We start from the raw sequence: 18441 nt of genomic DNA, 5'->3' as shown, positions 1-18441 counted from the left end.
GCTGGCGGGTGCGCCGCGGTCCGCGGAAAGCGCGGCATTCTCGAAAGCAGGAGCCGGATCGGGCGGCCGGAAATCGCCGGTCTTGCTGCTTTCGACGGTCTCAATTCAGAAAAGCGACTGTCCCTTGGCGAGATCTGAAGGCTCGCCGCCGCTGTATTAAACGCAATGAATACAAATTCTGTAGCTCTGCATCGTTCGCCGTGCGAACCCTGAGTATCAGGCAAATATTCGATCTTGCGATTGTTTAGCGAAGCCAGAGGTTCGCGGGGTCGAGATCGAATTCTTCCTTGATGAAAGCGAAGATAGAGGAGAGGCCCTCGAAGAGAATGTTCATGGTGTGCTCCGTTTTGCTTCAACAGATGCAGCTTTTGCATCGATGCAAAGCGTTATAGGAACAAATCGTCTATTTTTTATTAACAATTAATACACCAAGTCATGTGTAAGGCGAGATGGCGTCCTTTTCGCGGCAACTTCATTATTCGCGCAACATGAAAAGCGTCCAAATATTGCCGGATGCCGCCCTAGACCGTTGCGCAGTTGCAACGCTTTGCTTCGTTTGAAAAAAAGAAAGGGCCGAGACAATGCTCAGCCCCCTGCTTGATCTCTATCCACCGGAATCCCGATGGACCGCCGCGATAAATCAGAGCGCGGCGTTCATCACGAGATGCGGATCGCCATGCCCGTCGATGGTGCGGACTTCTTCCTCGGTCAGAACCTTGTAAGCGTCCTTGCCGATGAGCTTCGCCGCCTCGCGCGTGATGTGCGCCCACGTGGAGTAGTTGGCGAACAGGAGACCGGCCGCATCGAGCGTGCCGCCGCGATTGACGTAGCCAAGCACGCGCATATGTTTCGGGCCGCCATCGATGCGACGAAGCACGCCGATGATGGGCTCAGGACGCGTATGCGTGACGACGACGCGCGGCAGTCGCGCCGGGAACAGCGCTTCCAGTTCCGCATCGGACAGCACGAACTTGCCTTCGACGTGGTCGCGCGGCTCGCGCAGACGGCCCGGTTCGACGACGATCGTAACCGCCACCTTGATGCCCTTCGCTTCGAGCCGCTTCCCGGCCTTGATCGCCTCTACCAGCTGATAAGAGCCGAGCGCGATCAACTGAACGTCCGCTTTCGCAAGATCGCCGGAGAACGTCGCCGCACCGGTCTCGTAGAGCTTCACCGCGAGTTCCGGCGAGACGAGCGACGGCACCGGGCGCTTCGAGACGACGAGCGTACCGATGGTGCCATGGTCGCGATAGATCGTGCGCATCGCCTCAACGGCGGTGTTCGCGTCCACCGGAAACAGCACGCGCGACGTGTCCGACATTTCGCCGAGCAGCGCCTCGGCCAGCGTCGGATCCTGGTGCGACTGTTCGTTCTTGCCGTTTTCCCACGCATGCGACGTGGCGATGACCGGCACGCCGATCCAGCCCGGCTTCTTGCCGAGATGCTTCTGGTGCCGCGCGAAGATGATGTCCTGGCGGAGCGCGCCAAGCATCTTGACGGCGAAGGCTTCGTAGCTGACCGAGAGGTTGAGGCCGCCCTTGTTGCCAAGCGCAGCGCCGATCACGGCTTCTTCGTTCAGCGCGGTAATGATCGCGCCTTCTGTCGATTCCGGCACGCCTTCTTCCGGCACGTTCACGCGGTGCTTCAGATGCGCGAGCGTCAGGCCCATCTGGTTCGAGCCGAGTTCGTCGGGGTTGCCGACGCGCGGGCGAAGGTTCGGGTTCGCCTTGACGAGATCCACGAAGAAGCGGTCGACCGCCGCCATCGGCGAGACGTCGACACCAACCTTGGACCACACGGTTTCAGGGAACGCAGGCGTTGCCACATTGCGCGACGCGATCGGATGGTCGCCTTCCTTCGGGCGGTTCTGCTCGGCGTGCACGTTGAATGTCGCGATGGACGTCTCAAGTTCGGCAGGCGGCACGAACAGAGCTGCCGCACCCTCGATAAACTCCTGGCGCGCGGCTTCGTCGTGGCGCGGATTGCCGAGGAGCGGCGTTCCGTGCGCGCGGTTGGTGCCGGCACCGGGGAAGCCGTAGCCCTTGATGGTGCGCGCGACCGTATAAGGCAGACGGATCGGATAATCGCGCTTGCCCGCGAGCGTCAGCGCGCCGCGACCTTCGAGCTTGGACTCGGAAATGAGGATCGCCCAGGCGAAAGCCGCCGGATCGGTTCCGTCGATATCGATCGGGTCGAAGTTGTTGATGCGCAGGTGGTCGTTCAGCCACTCGGTGCCGCCCTGCTGCTCGATCTCGCTGCGTTCCTCGATGCGGCGGCCGTTCAGGATCATGATCGGCGCGACGAGGCCGCTGTCGCCGGGGCGCCACCAGCGCGAGGACCATTCACTGCCGCGCTGCTCCTCGAAAGCGCCGTCGGAGAGGATCGCGACGAGCTTCTCGCCCTTCAGCGGCATGTGGACATATTCCACTTCCGCGAAGCCGAGATAGCCGCCTTCCATCGTCGCGCCAGCCGTGTTCGGGTTCGCATGGCTGCCGAGCGGCACGCCGGGCGAGCCGTCCGGCGCGATCGCGTAGGAGTAGAAGTCACGGACGAGATTTTGCAGGCCCGCCTCGTTACGCGAATAGCGATCTTTCTGCTGCGGCGTCTGATTGTCGAGCAGAAGATTCACGGATTCGATGGCGGCGACGGTGTGTCCCTGCCCCATGACCCATGAGCGCGTTTCGCCGGTCAGGGCGTTCGCGAGGAAGTAGCCGACATAAGCGGGCGCGACGTTGAGCGAGCCACCGGTGTGGCCTTCCGGCGCGTGCTTGAAGTCGTTGGCGGCGAGCGGCCGACCTTCAAGGTCGACCCGGGTCGCATAGGTCATGTGGACGACGATCCACATAGCAGCGCTGGTCAGGCGGTCGGCCGCGATGAGCTTATTCAGGATTTCGTCGAGGTTTTTCGCCTTGCCCGCCTTGATCAGCGTTTCGGCCAAACCATAGATGCGCACCTGGGTGACGTCCTGGTGCTTGATGACGCCATAACCTTCGGCCCATTTGCGGAACAGCGGGTTCTGGCCACGCAAGGCCGCCGCCAGCTCCGACACGTCAAGAGACGTGTGGTTCGCGATTTCGTATTCAGATTCAGACATGTATCGTACCATCCATTGAGGGGGGAAGTGAGTGATCCGGAGCCGGTTATTCGATCGTTACAATATGAAGACGACAGCGCGTTAACAGCGAAGGGTCGGCGCTGGGGCCTGTAAGGATTTCGATTTCACCGGGTTCGATGCGACGTCTGGCGTCGGCATCGGGAAATGAAAAATCGTCGGTGATCAGATCGAAGCGCGCCGTAACGCGTTCGCCCGAAAGTGTTTTTATCTTGGTGAAGGCTTTCAGTTCGAGGAGGGGTCGCGTCACGGAAGCAAGCGGATCGCGGATAAACAAATATACAATTCCTTCGGCCGCCATACCGCCGACATTCGCGATGTCGACTTCCACCGCGACGCTTTCACCGGCGCGCAGCGTCTGGACACTCGCACGCGGCTCACCATAGTCAAAGGTAGTATACGCGATCCCGTGGCCAAAGGGAAATTCCGGTTCGTTCGGCGCGTCGATATATTTGCTCGTGTCGTGGTTTTCGGGATCGGCGGGGCGTCCCGACGGGCGTTCGCCGTAATAAATGGGGATCTGGCCCACATCGAAAGGCCAACTCAGCGGGAGCTTGCCGCTGGGCGATACTGCACCGCTGAGGATGTCGCCGAGCGCGTTGCCGGCTTCCGAGCCGAGGAACCACGCGGCGAGAACGGCGTCGGCTTCTTTGAACAGCCACGGCGCGATCAGCGGTCGACCCGAGGTCAGCGTCACGATAACCGGCTTTCCGAGTGCGAAAACCGCTTCGGCGAGGGCGCGCTGCGCTTCGGGCACGACGGGGCGCGCGCGGCTGTTGGCCTCGCCGGACATGCTGGCCGTCTCGCCAAGACACAAGAGCACGGCATCAGCGGAGCGCGCGGCGTCGAGCGCGGCGGGAATGTGCGCGCCGCTCGCATAGGACACCGCCGCATGCGGAAATGCGGCCTTCACGCCATCGAGGAAACTCACCGCCTCCGAAGCTTCGCCCGCCGCACGCCAGGGCCCGAGCATCTCGCCGGGTGCGTCGGCCAGCGGCCCTATGACGGCGAGACGGCTCGTTTGCGCCGAAAGCGGCAGCACGCCGTTGTTTTGCAGGAGCACGATGGATTTTTGGGCCGCCTCGCGGGCAAGCGCGCGATGCGCCTCAATCGTTGTGGGCGTAAGTGCATCTTCGCCGCGCGCATAGGGCTTATCGAAAAGCCCAAGCGCAAGTTTCAGCGCGAGCACGCGACGAACGGCGGCGTCGATGGTCTCGATGCGGACGAGCCCCCGCGCCAGCGCTTCCGGCAAGCCGTCGGTGTAAGTGCCGCTCGCCATGTCGATGTCGACGCCCGCATTCAGCGCGAGCGCCGCGGCTTCCGCAGCGTCCGCCGCCACGCCGTGCTTTATGAGTTCCGCCACGGCGAAGAAATCGCTGATGAGCACGCCGTCGAAGCCGAGGCGCTCGCGCAGCACGCCGGTCAACAGCGCCCGATGCGCGGTCAGCGGCACGCCCGCCAGTTCGATGAAGGCGGGCATGATGGCCGCCACGCCTGCATTAACCGACGCGGCGAAGGGCGGAAGGTACACCTCTTCAAAGGTGCGTTGCGAAAAGTCGGCGGAGGCGTATTCGCGCCCCGCGTTGACAGCGGCATAGCCCGCGAAATGCTTCGCCGTTGCAGCGAGCGCGTCGCCGCGTGCCAGATCGCTGGTCTGAAAACCCTTGACCTTCGCCTCTGCGAAGCGCGCCGTCACAACCGGATCTTCGCCCGTGCTTTCCACGATGCGGCCCCAACGCGGATCGCGCGCCACGTCGAGCATCGGCGCGTAGGTCAGCGCGATGCCGCCCGCCGCCGCCTCGATGGCCGCCGCGCGCGCGGTGCGTTCCCAAAGGTCGGGATCGAAGGCCGCCGCTTCGCCCAACGGAACGGGAAAGATCGTGCGATAGCCGTGCAGCACGTCGAGCGTGAAGAGCAGCGGAATTTTGAGGCGCGACTCATCGACAGCAGCCTTTTGCGCCGCAAGGATCGCGCTCGCGCCGCGCAGATCGAGAACGCTGCCCGCGCGACCTGCCGTAATATCGGCAACCTTCGGCGCAAGAAGCGTCGAACCGGCCGCGTCGAAATCGGCCCTTATCATCGCAAGCTGGCCGACCTTGTCTTCAAGGGTCATCGCCCGAAGCAGGCCCTCAATCCGTGCAGCGTCTTCCATCATCGAACGCAGCCTTGGCCCTTGGGTGGTCAATCTTCGACTTACGGATTATAAGGACCGTCAAAGCCGGTCAACCCCCTTCTTCCCTAAAGCGTTAGAAAGTATGTCTTCCGTGAAGCAAAATGAGACGGCACCTCAGGAAAGTGTATACAGCCAAGTACGCTCTCTTTGGAAAATTATAGATGGGCCAAAGGCGCGTAATGGTCTTTTGTTGTTTGGTGGCGCAATAACCGGCGTGATTGCAACAAATGCACTTGTGCAAATCCGTCTCAACACCTGGCAAGGCAACATCTACGACGCTATCGGCACGCGCAACCTGTCGATCTTCATGAATGAGGTCGTTATCTTCCTGGTGATCGTGAGCACGCTGCTTTGCCTCGGTGTAGCTCAGACCTGGTTGCACGAAACCCTCAAGGTGCGCCTGCGCAAGGCAGTAACCTTCGACCTGCTCAAGGAGTGGCTTTCTCCGCGCCGCGCGTTTCAGCTACCGCTCACCGGCGCGATTAGCGTCAACCCGGACCAGCGCATTCAGGAAGACACGCGGCGGCTTTGCGAACTCACAGTCGATCTCGTCGTGGGGTTGATCCAGTCTACCCTCTTGCTTGGCGCCTTCGTTGGTGTGTTGTGGGGGCTGTCCGCGCAGGTTGTATTTGTCTACGAGGGCAACGCGTTTACCATACCGGGCTACATGGTGTGGGCCGCCATCGGATACGCCGCCATCGGGTCGCTTTTCACGTGGCTCGTGGGGCGGCCTCTCATCGCCGCGCACACCGATCTTCGCGTTGCCGAGGCGGATTTCCGCATCAACCTCGTCCGGGTGAACGAGTCGGCCGATGAGATCGCACTCATGCACGGCGAGGCGGCCGAGCGCGAGCTTCTGCACCGCCCGGTCGATACCGTGCTCATGATCATGCAGAAGATCGCGAACCGGCTTGCGGCGCTCGGCTGGGTGACGGGCAGCTACGGCTGGCTCGCGCTTCTCGCGCCGCTGCTTCTGGCCGCGCCAGGCTATTTTTCCGGGTCGCTTTCGCTCGGCGGGCTGATGATGGTGGTCGGCGCTTTCGGTCAGGTCCAGGCCGCGCTTCGGTGGTATGTCGACCGCTTTCCCACCATCGCGGAGTGGCGCGCCATGCTCGCGCGTGTCATCGGCTACAGGACGGCGCTGCAAACGCTCGAAGAGAAGAGCAGCAAGACCTCGCACATCCGCTACGAGCAAAGCGCGGATAATTCGGTCACGCTCGAAAAGCTGTGTGTCTACGCTCCGAGTGGCCGCGTTACGTTGAGCGAGCCGCTCGTGAGGGTGGCCCCCGGCGAGCGCGTCCTGATTTCGGCCGCGCCGAAGTCGGGCAAGACGACGTTCGTAAAGGCGCTCGCGGGCATCTGGGGCTGGGGCAAGGGGACGATCAGCTATCCCGCCGGCCAGCGCGTCGCCTTCGTGCCGGATACGATTTATCTGCCGACCGCAAGTCTGAAGACAGCGCTCGCCTATCCTCGTCCGGCCGAGGAAATCGACGACGACGAAGCCATCAAGGCGCTCGAACGCGTGCGGCTCGGGAAGCTGGCGTCCGATCTGAATGTCGAGCGACGCTGGGAGAAGGAGCTTGCGCTCGATGAGCAGCGCCGTCTGATGCTCGCCAACATGCTTCTCTACAAGCCGCAGTGGATCATTCAGGACGAATCCATCATCGAACTCGACGATGAGAGCCGCAATCTCGCCGCTTCCATTTTCACGCATGAACTCGCCGACACGGCGCTCATCAGCGTCGGGCGCTTCGATCCCGGGAACGGCTTCTACACGCGGAAAGTCGACTTGTGCACGACGCCGCCGTCGCTGCATATGCCGCTCAGGCTGGAGAATGGCGAACTGCGGGAGACGCCCGAACACGCCTGAAAACGCGCGATGTTCGTCATAGCGCCGACGTGGCAGGATTTGTTACCAGAGCCGGCTTGGAAGACGAGCGAAAGTGCTGATACTTCCGCTTGAGAATATGCCCGCAAAGCGAGGTGATTGTGCATAGCGAGCCTTGGAAGCCTGAACGGATCGACGACGACGCGTTGCTGGACCTCGTGCAGCGGCAGACGTTTCGCTATTTCTGGGATTATGCGCACCCGAATTGCGGGCTTGCGCGCGATCGCGGCAACCCAAATCGCACTGCGGGAAACGACCTGATTTCCATCGGCGGAACGGGTTTCGGCGTGATGGCGATCATCGTAGCGGCGGAGCGCGGCTGGATCGAGCGCCGCGAGGCCGTGGAGCGGCTCGCCGCGATGCTGGGCTTCCTCGATACCGCCGAGCAATATAACGGCGTTTTCCCGCATTATATCGACGGCAATACGGGCCGCGAAATCTCGCTCTGGTCCGACAATGCGGGCGCGGATGTGGTGGAGACGGCCTATCTCGTGCAGGGCCTGCTTTGCGCGCGCCAGTATTTCAAGGACGGCGATCCGTCAGAGCGCGCGCTCGCGGCGAAGATCGACGCGCTGTGGCGCGCGGTGAACTGGCAGGCGCATGTCGAGAACGACAACATCATGCTCTGGCACTGGCTGCCGACGAAGGAGCATCAGGCCTTCCAGCGCATCGAGGGTTGGAACGAATGCCTCATTACTTATGTGCTCGCCGCTATGTCGCCAACATATCCCGTCGACGCGCGGCCATATCACGAGGGCTGGGCGCGCGGTAACGTCTTCCGCAACGGCCGCACTTATTACGGCATAGACCTGCCGCTCGGTCCAGATCTCGGCGGCCCGCTATTCTTCGCGCATTACTCCTTCCTCGGCCTCGATCCGAACGGCCTTCGCGACCGCTACGCAGACTATTGGCAGCAGAACCACGCGCAAACGATGGTGAACTACAGCTATTGCGTTGCCAACCCCAACGGCTTCGCGGGCTACGGCCCGAAATGCTGGGGCCTGACCGCGAGCGATGGCGACAAGGGCTACCGCGCCTTCGCGCCGGATCAGGACGAGGGCGTGATCGCACCCACCGCCGCGCTGTCGAGCCTGCCCTACACGCCAGCGCACTCGCTCGCCGCGCTGCGCCATTTTTATTTCGATCTCGGCCCGCGCATATGGGGGAGTTTCGGCTTCGCGGACGCCTTTAACGAAACGGTCGGCTGGGTCGCCGAGGATAACCTCGCGATCAATCAGGGACCGATCATCGCGATGATCGAAAATTATCGGAGCGGGCTCTTGTGGCGGCTGTTCATGAGTTGCCCGGAAGTGAAGCCGGGGCTTGAGGTTTTGGGCTTCACGGCGGAGCCGCTCGTCGCCTGACGGCAGCAAATCGGCAAGCGCGACGGCTCACGCGAGAAGGAGATGGCACGATGACGGCTTCCGAAACCTCGCTCGAACGCTGGGGCGATGCGCTTCTGCGGCACGCAGCGGCGAAGATCCCGCATGCGATCTCGGCCACCTCGCTTGTGAAAGAGCGACCGGGCTTCGGACAAACGGTGCAGCCCGCGCCGGGATCGGTGCTGGCGAGCGCGGCTTCTACCGAGCTCGACTATTTCTTCCATTGGCTTCGCGACAGCGCGCTCATCATCGACGCGACGCGCCTGCTTATCCGGCGCGGCATCGACGCGGATGCGTGGGCGCGCCGCTACCACGATTTCGTGCATTTCAGCCTCGGCCTTAACGCCATCGAAGGCCGTGCGCTCGTGGCGGCGGGCGGCTTCCGCGAGCGCGCGCAGGCCGATCATCTGAAATACATACGCCCGGACGACGAGCTTTCCGCCGTGCATGGCGACCGGGTGCCGGGCGACGTACGTTTCAACGCAGACGGCACCATCGACTATTTCGACTGGCACCGCCCGCAGAACGATGGCCCGGCGCTCCGCGCGCTCACCTGCTTGCGCTTCACCGACGACGGCATCGGCAGCGCTGCGGCGGACGCGCTCATTCGCGGCGACCTCGCCTACACCGCACGCAACGCGGGCGCGCCCTGCTACGACATCTGGGAAGAAGACTGGGCGCAGCATTACAATACGGTGATCGCGCAATATGCAGCGCTGCGTCATGGTGCGCGGTGGGCGGAAGCGCGCGGCGATGCGGCCTTCGCAGCCGAGCTTGGTGCACGGCGCGACGAGCTTGCGGATCTGCTTGAGCGCTACTGGGACGAAAGCCGGGGCCTTCTCCGCAGCCGCCTTCCGGGTGGGGAAAATGCGGACGAAAAGGCGCTCGACTTCTCGCTGATCCTCGGCGTGGTGCATGCCGGTCTCGAAAGCGGCGCGCACAGCGTTGCCGATCCGCGCGTGCGCACGACCTTTCTCTGGCAGCAGGCGATGTTCCGCGACACCTACGCGATCAACGCGGGGCGCTCGTCCGGCATCATGTTCGGCCGCTACAACGGCGACACCTATATCAGCGGCGGCGCCTGGTATATCAGCACCTTCGCGGCGGCGGAGTATCATTACCGGCTGGCGGTCGCGGTGCCCACCGAGCGCGAGGAATACATCGCCGGCGGCGACGCGATCCTCTCACGCGTGCGCGAGTTCATCCCCGCCTCGGGCGACCTCTCCGAGCAATTCGACCAGACCACCGGCGAGCCGACATCCGCCGAAGACCTTACATGGAGCTATGCGGGTTTCATCAGCGCGTGGGCGGCGCGTGAAGCTGCGCTTTCACAAGCTGGAGCCTGAAATCATGACCGCAACGAAAAGCTTCCGCACGCCGCGCGAAGACGGCCTCGGCCTCGCGCGCATCGCGAACGCGGCGGGCCTTCGCATTGCCGTGCTGCCGAATGGATGCCTGTTCGCCATCGAACATGAGGACGGCCCGCGCCGCAACCTCATCAATCAGGTTCTCGGCTCGCCGGTTGGCGGCGGCATCATGCGGATCTTGCTGCGCGTCGGCGGTGCCGCGCCGCGCACGGTGGAGATCGTCGGGCCGGGCGCGCATGTGGCTTTCGGCGCAGATGAAGACCGCTTCGTGTGGGCTGGCGAAACGGACGGGCTCGCGCATCGCGTCACGCTTTGGCTTCATCCCGAGCAGCCGCTCTGGCTTTGGCGCGTGGAAGTGACGAACGCAAGCGGCGGCGAAGTGCCGTGCGATGCGATCCTCGTGCAGGATCTCGGCCTCGGCGCGCGCGGCTTTGTCATGGGCAACGAAGCCTACGCCTCGCAATATATCGATCATACGGTTGAGCCGCATCCGCGCTTCGGCCCGGTCATCATGAGCCGCCAGAACATGACGCAGGATGGCGGGCGTCATCCGTGGGTGGCGCATGGCTGCTTCGACGGCGCGGCGAGCTTCGCGACCGATGCGCTGCAATTGTTCGGTCCGGCGTATCGCGACGCGGCGTCGCTCGATCTGCCGTTCGGCGAAAGCCTCCCCGGCGCGCGGCTGCAATATGAGACGGCTTGCGCCATCGTGCAGTCGAGTGCGGCGGAGCTGAAACCCGGCGAGGCGGCGACGTGGACCTTCTTCGCGCTTTACGACGTCGATCACACCGCGCCGACGAGCTACGCCGACCTCTCGCGCATCGATTCCGCTGAAGGCGCGGCGGGCGAGTTTTTCCCGCGCGACGTGGCGCTTGCCGAGTCCGCGCGCGACATCCTGCGCGATGCGCCGCCGCTCGTCTGCCGCGAAGTCGTTGCGCGCGAGGACGAAGCGCGAAAGCATGAAGAATGGTGGAGCGGGCGTCTGCTCTCCTGGTTCGAGGGCGAGGGGGCGGGAAGCCGCCACGTCGTGCTCACGGAGAAAGACCGGCTCGTTAAACGCCGCCACGGCACGATCCTTCGCAGCAGCGACAGCCTCCTGCCGGAAGAGACGACGCTCGCCGCCACCGCTTGGATGCATGGCGCGTTCGCGGCGCAGCTCACCATCGGCAACACCTCGTTCCACAAGCTGTTTTCCGTATCGCGCGACCCGTACAACATCATGCGGTCGAGCGGCGTTCGCGTGCTGGCCGAGATCGGCGGCGCATGGCGGCTGCTGACGCTGCCGACGCGCTTCGAAATGGGGCTTGCGGATGCGCGCTGGATCTATGAACACGGCGGCGGCGCGATCACGGTTCGCGCGGCCTCCACCGGCGAAGACGCGGCGCTGCAAATCGAGGTGCTTGTCGAGGGCGCGCCGGTGCGGCTCCTCGTGTTCGGCAATCTGACGCTCGGCGAGTTCGATTATGCGCATGCGGGCCGCGTCGAGATCGACGACGACGCAAAGCGCGCGGCGTTCCAGCCGGACCCGGACTCGCTCTGGGGCCAGCAATACCCGGACGCGGTCTATCACCTCACCACGAGCACGCCGGATGCCATCGAAGCCATCGGCGGCGACGAGCTTCTTTATAAAGACGGCGCGGCGCGTAGCGGCCCTTTCATCGCCCTGCGCACCAGGCCGACCAACGCGCTGCGCCTCGCCGTCACCGGCTCCATGACCGATGCGGCGGAAGCTGAACGCCTAGCCGCGAAATACGCGGGCGGCGTCGAAACCCGCGCGATGCTGGCGTCGGCGGATGTCTTCTGGTCGCGCACCACGCGCGGCGCGCGGCTCCAGTCGGGCGACAGCGACATCGCCGCGTTCGACACGCTGCTGCCGTGGCTCGTGCATAACGCCATCATTCACCTCACCGCGCCGCACGGCCTCGAACAATATTCGGGCGCGGCGTGGGGCACACGCGACGTTTGCCAGGGGCCGATGGAATTTCTACTCGCCTTCCGTCACGACGAGACGGCGAAAGAGGTGCTGCGTCGCGTCATCGCGCGCCAGAGCAAGGCCGATAGCGACTGGCCGCAATGGTTCATGTTCGACCGCTATGCGTGGATCGCGGGCGTGCCGAGCCATGGCGACGTGATCGTGTGGCCGCTCAAGGCCGTTTGCGATTACGTCGAGGCGACGCAGGACTTCGCGTTCCTGTCCGAGCCGGTAGCGTGGCGCGAGCCTGACGCCGCGCCGTCGAGCGTGGCCGATCACCTCGCGGCTGAGCTTGCCGAGATCGAGGCGCGCTTCCTGCCCGGCACGCATCTGCCGCGTTATGGCGAGGGCGACTGGAACGACACGCTTCAGCCCGCCGACGCCTCGCTCGCCGAGCGCATGGCGAGCAGCTGGACGGCGGCGCTTCTGTACCAGCAGGTTTCGCGGACTTCAACCGCTGGCTCATCCGCGATGGCGTCGTGGCGGGCTATGCGATCTTCGACGGCGCCGACGCGGAGCCCGAGCTTCTGCTTCACCCGAGCGACAAGAAAACCGGCGTCTCCTATTCGCTGATCCCGATGAATTGCGCGATCGCAGGCGGCCTCTTCACATGCGAGCAGGCGCGCCACCATCTGGGCGTGATCCGCGAGCATCTCAACTTCCCCGATGGCGTGCGCCTCATGGACAAGCCGCTCCCTTATTACGGCGGCGAGGAGCGCATCTTCCGGCGCGCGGAGTCGTCGCCGTTCTTCGGGCGCGAGGTGGGCCAGATGTACATCCACGCGCATCTCCGTTGGTGCGAGGCGATGGCGCTCATGGGCGAGGATGAAGCTTTCTGGTGGGGCTTGCGGGTCGTCAATCCCGTAACGGTGGCGGAAAATCTCGGCAACGCGGCGCTTCGCCAGCGGAACTGTTATGCGAGCAGCAGCGACGCAGCTTTCTCTGACCGCTATGAGGCGAGCGCGGAGTGGGAACGCGTGCGCGCGGGCGACATAGCGGTGGAGGCTGGCTGGCGTATTTACTCCGGTGGGCCGGGGCTTTATCTCGACCTCCTGATACGGCACCTCGCAGGCGTTCGCCGCAGCTACGGCGATGAGGTGACCGCGCCGTTCGCACCACCCGGCGAAACCGTCGTTCTTGCGTTGGAAAACAACGCGCGCGTTGGCGGCGTCGGTTCCCGCGAAAGTGGTAAGTCTATGGTCTAGGTTGAAGCAGCGCCTCCGCTCCTGTCTATAAGAATGGCATCAAACCAGATAATCAAAATTGGAGGAAAAGATGCTTCGTTCTTTCTTGGCAGGCGTTTTTGCGGCGACGATCACTTTTACGGGTGGCGCGCTCGCCCAAGCTTCGGGGACTGCTCCTGAAGCCAAGGCTTTGCTTGAAAAGGCCGTAACGGCGGTCAAGGCCGACGAGAAGAAGGCGATTGCAGACTTCAACAATCCGACCGGCGGTTTCCGCGACCGCGACCTTTACGTTTTCTGCGCGGGTGGCGCTGACAACGTGTTCACGGCGCATGCGAACGAGAAGCTTCGCGGCACCAAGCTTGCCGACCTCGTGGACAAGAAGGGCAAGAAGCTCGGCGAAGAGCTGATCAAGAATGCGGCGGAAGGCAAATTCGTGGAAGTCGATTACTGGTTCCCGCGCCCCGGCCAGACCGAGCCGGTTGAGAAGGTGACGTATGTCACGAAGGCAGGCGGCCAGATCTGCGGCGTCGGCTACTACAAGTAATATTCCGCCGTAACGCCCGAGCGGCGTCGTATTCAAATATACAGATCATTCAAGCGCCGAGGTTTTCGAAACTTCGGCGCTTTTTTTGTGCGGACGCATCGAGGGCAGGGCGGCCGATTTCGCAGATGCCGGCGCAGCGCACCCCACGGTAACGGCACATTCCCTGCCGCCACTCTCATCGAGGTTGGTCTGACCAAAAACCAGATAATAGTGTGCGCACTCAATGCGTTCACTGCGCAAAATGCACCACACAAAGCGCTGGCATCGGCTTTTATGCTGGTATACAGTCGACGCGACATAACGTCCCGCGTCGGGACCGCGTCGATCAAAAAAACTGACACACATTGCGAAACGAAGCTGCTCTCCACGTTATTTTGCAATCACCGTAATGTGCAGAAATTGGCGACCCAAGCATCGAGGGTCATCGTATGCTTGACCTAGTTTGCCTGTATCGTTCTGTTGTCAGTGAGTATTTATGATGGCACATTAGGCGTGAACAACGGTGCGAATTGCGCGGTTACAGCTGCATAGTGTATGCCAATTTTTGATATAGCCCGCAGCCTAATGCCCTATCTATATGATATTTAATATTCGATTGAGGGTGATTTGCCGATAGGCGGGTTGTCTATTGGCTCAACACGCTTTAGGGGAAATATTACAGCCCCGGCTCGAATGGAGACTTGGATACCCGCATGTCTGCCGGGAAAGAACAAGACGACGGGATCATTCCCCGACGTACGACCGAGAAAGCAGCAATGAATACGACCGCGCGCGTCAAGCAAGGTGGCCAAGGCCGCGTTAAAGATCCGAGCAATGACCGACGATTGGCGCAAAATCGCTCGGGTCCGACGGGGCAGGGCCGCGTCAAGGACACCGCTCAGGATCGCCGACTTGCCTCGAACAGGCCGGGGCCGACCGGTCAAGGCCGTGTCAAGGATCCCGATCGGGACAAGCGGCTTTCAAGCAATCGCGAAGGGCCGACGGGGCAGGGCCGCGTCAAGGATCCGAAAAACGATCGGCGCCTGTCTGAAAATCGCGAGGGGCCGACGGGGCAGGGACGCGTCAAGAATCCACGGCGCGACAAGCGATTGCGGGACAACCGGCCCAACCCAGGTGGCTCCGCCGCTTAGGGAAACCTTAACGTTACTAAAACGCGGTCCGGCGGGCTTGCCTTTCCGCCTTTATTGCCTCAAGGTCGACGAGATATCACTATTATTGGGCGGGTGAGGGAACAGATTTTGGAGGGCGTTGTTAGGTTCGCCTGGCTACTGAAATCTAAACCCCGTATGTAATATGCAAATGAGAGAGCAACCGAAGCCTGTCTTGGAGCCCGACAATTCGTCGTCGGCCACATTTCAGAACGACCGGCTTCCCATAATCGTGTCGGCCTATCTCGACGGTGAGCTTCTCGGAGAAGAACTCGCCGCGTTCGAGGTCCTTCTCAAAGAGAATCCCGCGCTCGCTTCGGAAGTTGAGGAGATGCGGCAAATCGAAAAGCAGCTGGCACAGATCGGGAGCGACATCCTGGCGGAACCTGTGCCGGAAGCGCTTCTGCGGGCCATTGCGGAATTCGAGAGTAGCTAGGTCGCGCTGATCTCAAGCGACGCATATTCACAGGCTAGGTTCTCGCTCGTCAGCAATGAAGCCCCGAGCAGTTCTCCGATATCCGGCAACGTAACGCTCCGCATGAGCGCGGGCCGCCCGATTTCTCCTCTATGTCCCACGCTCTCGCCCGCAGACAGCAAAAAGGCCGGATAACCCGGCCTTCTGCGTTTGTGAAATTGTCTCTTCGCAAGGCGGCCGATGCGGCCCCGCCAGCGCTTACGTATTCATCGAATCGAAGAAGTCGCCGTTGGATTTCGTCTGGCGAAGCTTGTCGAGCAGGAACTCGATGCCGTCCATCGAACCCATCGGGTTCAGGATGCGCCGCAGCACATACATCTTGCGAAGCTGTGCCTGCGGAACGAGCAGCTCTTCCTTACGGGTGCCGGACTTCGCGATGTCCATCGCCGGGAATACGCGCTTGTCGGCGACTTTGCGGTCGAGCACGAGTTCCGAGTTGCCGGTGCCCTTGAACTCTTCAAAGATCACTTCGTCCATGCGGCTACCGGTTTCAACCAGCGCCGTCGCGATGATGGTGAGCGAGCCGCCTTCCTCGATGTTGCGGGCCGCACCGAAGAAGCGCTTCGGGCGTTGCAGCGCGTTCGCGTCCACGCCACCGGTGAGCACCTTGCCGGAGGACGGCACCACGGTGTTGTAAGCGCGGCCGAGGCGGGTGATGCTGTCGAGCAGGATGACAACGTCGAGCTTGTGTTCCACGAGGCGCTTCGCCTTCTCGATGACCATCTCGGCCACCTGAACGTGGCGCGACGCGGGTTCGTCGAAGGTGGAGCTGATGACCTCGCCGCGCACCGAGCGCTGCATGTCGGTCACTTCTTCCGGGCGCTCGTCGATGAGAAGCACGATCAGGTAGCACTCGGGATGGTTCGCCGTGATCGAGTGCGCGATGTTCTGGAGCAATACGGTTTTACCGGTACGCGGCGGCGCAACGATCAGGCCGCGCTGGCCCTTGCCGAGCGGCGCCACGATGTCGATGACGCGCGCGCTCAGATCCTTCGAGTGCGGCGGGTCTGTCTCCATCTTCAGCCAGTCGTTCGGATAAAGCGGCGTCAGATTGTCGAAGTGAACCTTGTGGCGGATCTTCTCCGGGTCGTCGAAGTTGATCTTGTTGACCTTGAGCAGCGCAAAATAGCGCTCGCCATCTTTCGGCCCCCGGATCTGCCCTTCGACAGTGTCACCGGTTCGCAGCCCAAAGCGCCTTATCTGGCTTGGGCTGACATAGATGTCGTCGGGGCCCGGAAGGTAGTTCGAGTCCGGCGACCGGAGGAAGCCGAACCCGTCCTGCAAGGTTTCCACGACGCCAATGCCGGTGATCTCGATGTCACGCGCCGCGAGTTGCTTCAGGATCGCGAACATAAGCTCCTGCTTGCGGAGCGCGCTCGCGTTCTCGACGGCAAATTCCTCGGCGACCGCAAGAAGTTCCGTCGGGGACTTAACTTTGAGGTCTTGAAGCTTCATTTCTTGCATGATGGTCGACGACTTTTTTCGGGGGAGTGTGGGTTGGCGCGGACGGTGGGCCCGCGAACCGGGGGAGGTGAGGACGTTCGCTGAGCCGCTTGTCTTGTCTGGAGGGCAGATCGCGGCTGCTTCACTCAAATGCGGGATCGGGGTGACCGATCTTGGAACGGCAAATGTCGGAAACTGGACGACAAACGCCAATATAGCAGCGTTTGCGTCATTCGCAAAGACGTGAAAAACGCCGGCCTCATGTTTTCCCGGGAGAAAGACCGTTAGTAGGGCTTCACGATAACGAGCAGGACGATGCCGATCAGAAGCAACGTCGGAACTTCGTTTATGATCCTGAAGAAGCGCGTGCTGTGCGGGATGCGGTCGGCTTCGAAATCCTTGCGCCATTTGGCGAGGAAACCGTGAATGACCAGCAAACCGATAACCAGGGCGATTTTCGCGTGGAGCCACGGCGCGTTGCGCCAGTCGATATAGTCGGTGACGAAAGCGAGCCACAGGCCGAGGCCCACGGTGACGATCATCGCCGGGTTCATGATTGCCTTGAGGAGACGGCGTTCCATCACCTTGAACGTTTCGGACTGCGGCGTGCCGACCCCAACCTCAGCGTGATAAATGTAAAGCCTCGGCAGATAGAACAGGCCCGCCATCCACGCGAAGGCCGCGATCAGGTGGAAGGACTTGAGGTACAGGTAGGCGTCGTTCATGAGGCTGATCATGGCAGGCCGTTCGCGGGCGGGTTTCGGAGCGCCACGATTTTGGCGCTCCCGATCTCGCTATAGATCGATTCGTTGTCTTTCGGAGGGTCCGATTGAGCGCAACGGCCTCAGCCGCGCACCGTACGGATGAGACGCTCGACGTGTTCGATGGGCGTATCCGGAAGGATGCCGTGACCGAGATTGAAGACGTACGGCTTCGGAGCCAGAGCCTCAAGGATCGCGTTCACACGGCGGTCCATAGCATCGCCGCCCGCAAGCAGCAACAGCGGATCGAGATTACCCTGCACGGTGACCTTGTCCTGCTGGGCCGCAATCGTGGGAAGCGGCGCGGCCGTGTCGCAGCCGAGGGCATCGACGCCGGTGCGGGCCACGTAATCGGCGTATTTCGGCGAGGCGCCGCGCGGGAAGCCGATGATCGGCACGTTCGGATGCACGGCCTTCACGCGCTTCACGATCTCGGCGGTCGGCTCGATCACGAAGGCGTCGAAGTCGTTGTCGGCGAGCGCGCTGGCCCAGCTATCGAAAATTTGCAGAGCGCGAGCGCCCGCATTCGCCTGGCCAATGAGATACATGGCCGAGGCTTCCACGAGCATATCGAGGATGGCCTTGAAGGTTTCCGGTTCGCGATAGGCGAGGAGCTTCGCCGCGCGATAGTCGCTCGACCCGTGGCCTTCGACCATGTAGCTCGCCACGGTCCACGGCGCGCCGCAGAAGCCGATCAGCGGGGTCCGATCGCCAAGCCCGGAGATGGTGCGATCGATCGCCTCGTACACGATGGAAAACGTGGACTTCGCCTTCTCGACGGAGAGCTTCGAGAGATCGGCGAGGCTCGTGATGGGATCGAGATGCGGGCCCTCGCCTTCGCGGAATTCGAGATGCTGGCCGAGAGCGTGCGGCACGACGAGGATGTCCGAGAAGATGATCGCGGCATCGAAGTCGAAGCGGCGGATCGGCTGGAGAGTCACTTCCGCGGCCAGTTCGGGATTGTAACAGAGGTTCAGGAACGAACCCGCCTG

Annotated in this window: 13 protein-coding genes; 8 read left to right on the top strand and 5 right to left on the bottom strand. The window is 62.4% G+C overall.

Going from position 1 to position 18441, the window contains the following annotated elements:
* Positions 1-640: 640 nt before the first annotated feature.
* The gene (locus T281_RS04335) at positions 641-3094 is read right to left on the bottom strand and encodes a phosphoketolase family protein (RefSeq protein ID WP_245269149.1); all 2454 of its coding nucleotides are present in this window, start codon (positions 3092-3094) and stop codon (positions 641-643) included.
* A 46-nt stretch (positions 3095-3140) separates the two neighbouring features.
* Positions 3141-5267, bottom strand: coding sequence for a glycoside hydrolase family 3 N-terminal domain-containing protein (locus tag T281_RS04330; protein WP_037234822.1), 2127 nt, complete (start codon positions 5265-5267; stop codon positions 3141-3143).
* A gap of 100 nt (positions 5268-5367) precedes the next feature.
* Between T281_RS04330 and T281_RS04325 the strand changes: the two genes are divergently transcribed.
* The 8 genes from T281_RS04325 to T281_RS04295 all read left to right on the top strand — a co-directional run bounded on the left by T281_RS04325 (position 5368) and on the right by T281_RS04295 (position 15206).
* Positions 5368-7155 carry an ABC transporter ATP-binding protein/permease gene (locus T281_RS04325; protein WP_081796588.1) on the top strand — a complete coding sequence of 596 codons (1788 nt, stop codon included), beginning with the start codon at positions 5368-5370 and terminating at the stop codon, positions 7153-7155.
* A 119-nt stretch (positions 7156-7274) separates the two neighbouring features.
* Positions 7275-8537 (top strand): glucoamylase family protein, encoded by a 1263-nt coding sequence (locus T281_RS04320; RefSeq protein ID WP_037234862.1) that lies wholly within the window; start codon positions 7275-7277, stop codon positions 8535-8537.
* A gap of 50 nt (positions 8538-8587) precedes the next feature.
* Positions 8588-9901: a glycoside hydrolase family 15 protein gene (locus T281_RS04315; RefSeq protein WP_037234819.1), complete on the top strand. Its 1314-nt coding sequence runs from the start codon at positions 8588-8590 to the stop codon at positions 9899-9901.
* Between the two features lie 4 nt (positions 9902-9905).
* Positions 9906-12467, top strand: coding sequence for a cellobiose phosphorylase (locus T281_RS04310; protein WP_245269148.1), 2562 nt, complete (start codon positions 9906-9908; stop codon positions 12465-12467).
* Positions 12374-13099, top strand: coding sequence for a hypothetical protein (locus T281_RS19490; protein ID WP_245269147.1), 726 nt, complete (start codon positions 12374-12376; stop codon positions 13097-13099). The genes T281_RS04310 and T281_RS19490 overlap by 94 nt, the downstream gene beginning before the upstream one ends.
* A gap of 70 nt (positions 13100-13169) precedes the next feature.
* Positions 13170-13622, top strand: coding sequence for a cache domain-containing protein (locus T281_RS04305; RefSeq protein ID WP_037234860.1), 453 nt, complete (start codon positions 13170-13172; stop codon positions 13620-13622).
* 692 nt (positions 13623-14314) lie between these two features.
* Complete coding sequence (locus T281_RS04300; RefSeq protein ID WP_199502241.1) at positions 14315-14752, top strand: hypothetical protein; 438 nt, start codon at positions 14315-14317, stop codon at positions 14750-14752.
* A gap of 193 nt (positions 14753-14945) precedes the next feature.
* On the top strand, positions 14946-15206 hold the full coding sequence (locus tag T281_RS04295) for an anti-sigma factor family protein (protein ID WP_155955096.1): 261 nt from the start codon (positions 14946-14948) through the stop codon (positions 15204-15206).
* A 237-nt stretch (positions 15207-15443) separates the two neighbouring features.
* Here T281_RS04295 and rho read toward each other — a convergent pair whose 3' ends face one another.
* The 3 genes from rho to hemE all read right to left on the bottom strand — a co-directional run.
* Positions 15444-16709, bottom strand: a complete 1266-nt coding sequence (gene rho, locus T281_RS04290) for a transcription termination factor Rho (protein ID WP_037234810.1) — start codon at positions 16707-16709, stop codon at positions 15444-15446.
* A gap of 263 nt (positions 16710-16972) precedes the next feature.
* Complete coding sequence (hemJ, locus tag T281_RS04280) at positions 16973-17425, bottom strand: protoporphyrinogen oxidase HemJ (protein ID WP_037234804.1); 453 nt, start codon at positions 17423-17425, stop codon at positions 16973-16975.
* 107 nt (positions 17426-17532) lie between these two features.
* On the bottom strand, positions 17533-18441 hold a 909-nt coding region (hemE, locus tag T281_RS04275), incomplete at its 5' end, for a uroporphyrinogen decarboxylase (protein ID WP_037234803.1).

It is taken from the genome of Rhodomicrobium udaipurense JA643, from assembly GCF_000636015.1.
GTDB lineage: Bacteria > Pseudomonadota > Alphaproteobacteria > Rhizobiales > Rhodomicrobiaceae > Rhodomicrobium > Rhodomicrobium udaipurense.
Note: the sequence above shows the minus strand (reverse complement) of the source record. Positions and strands in the feature narration are given on the sequence as shown.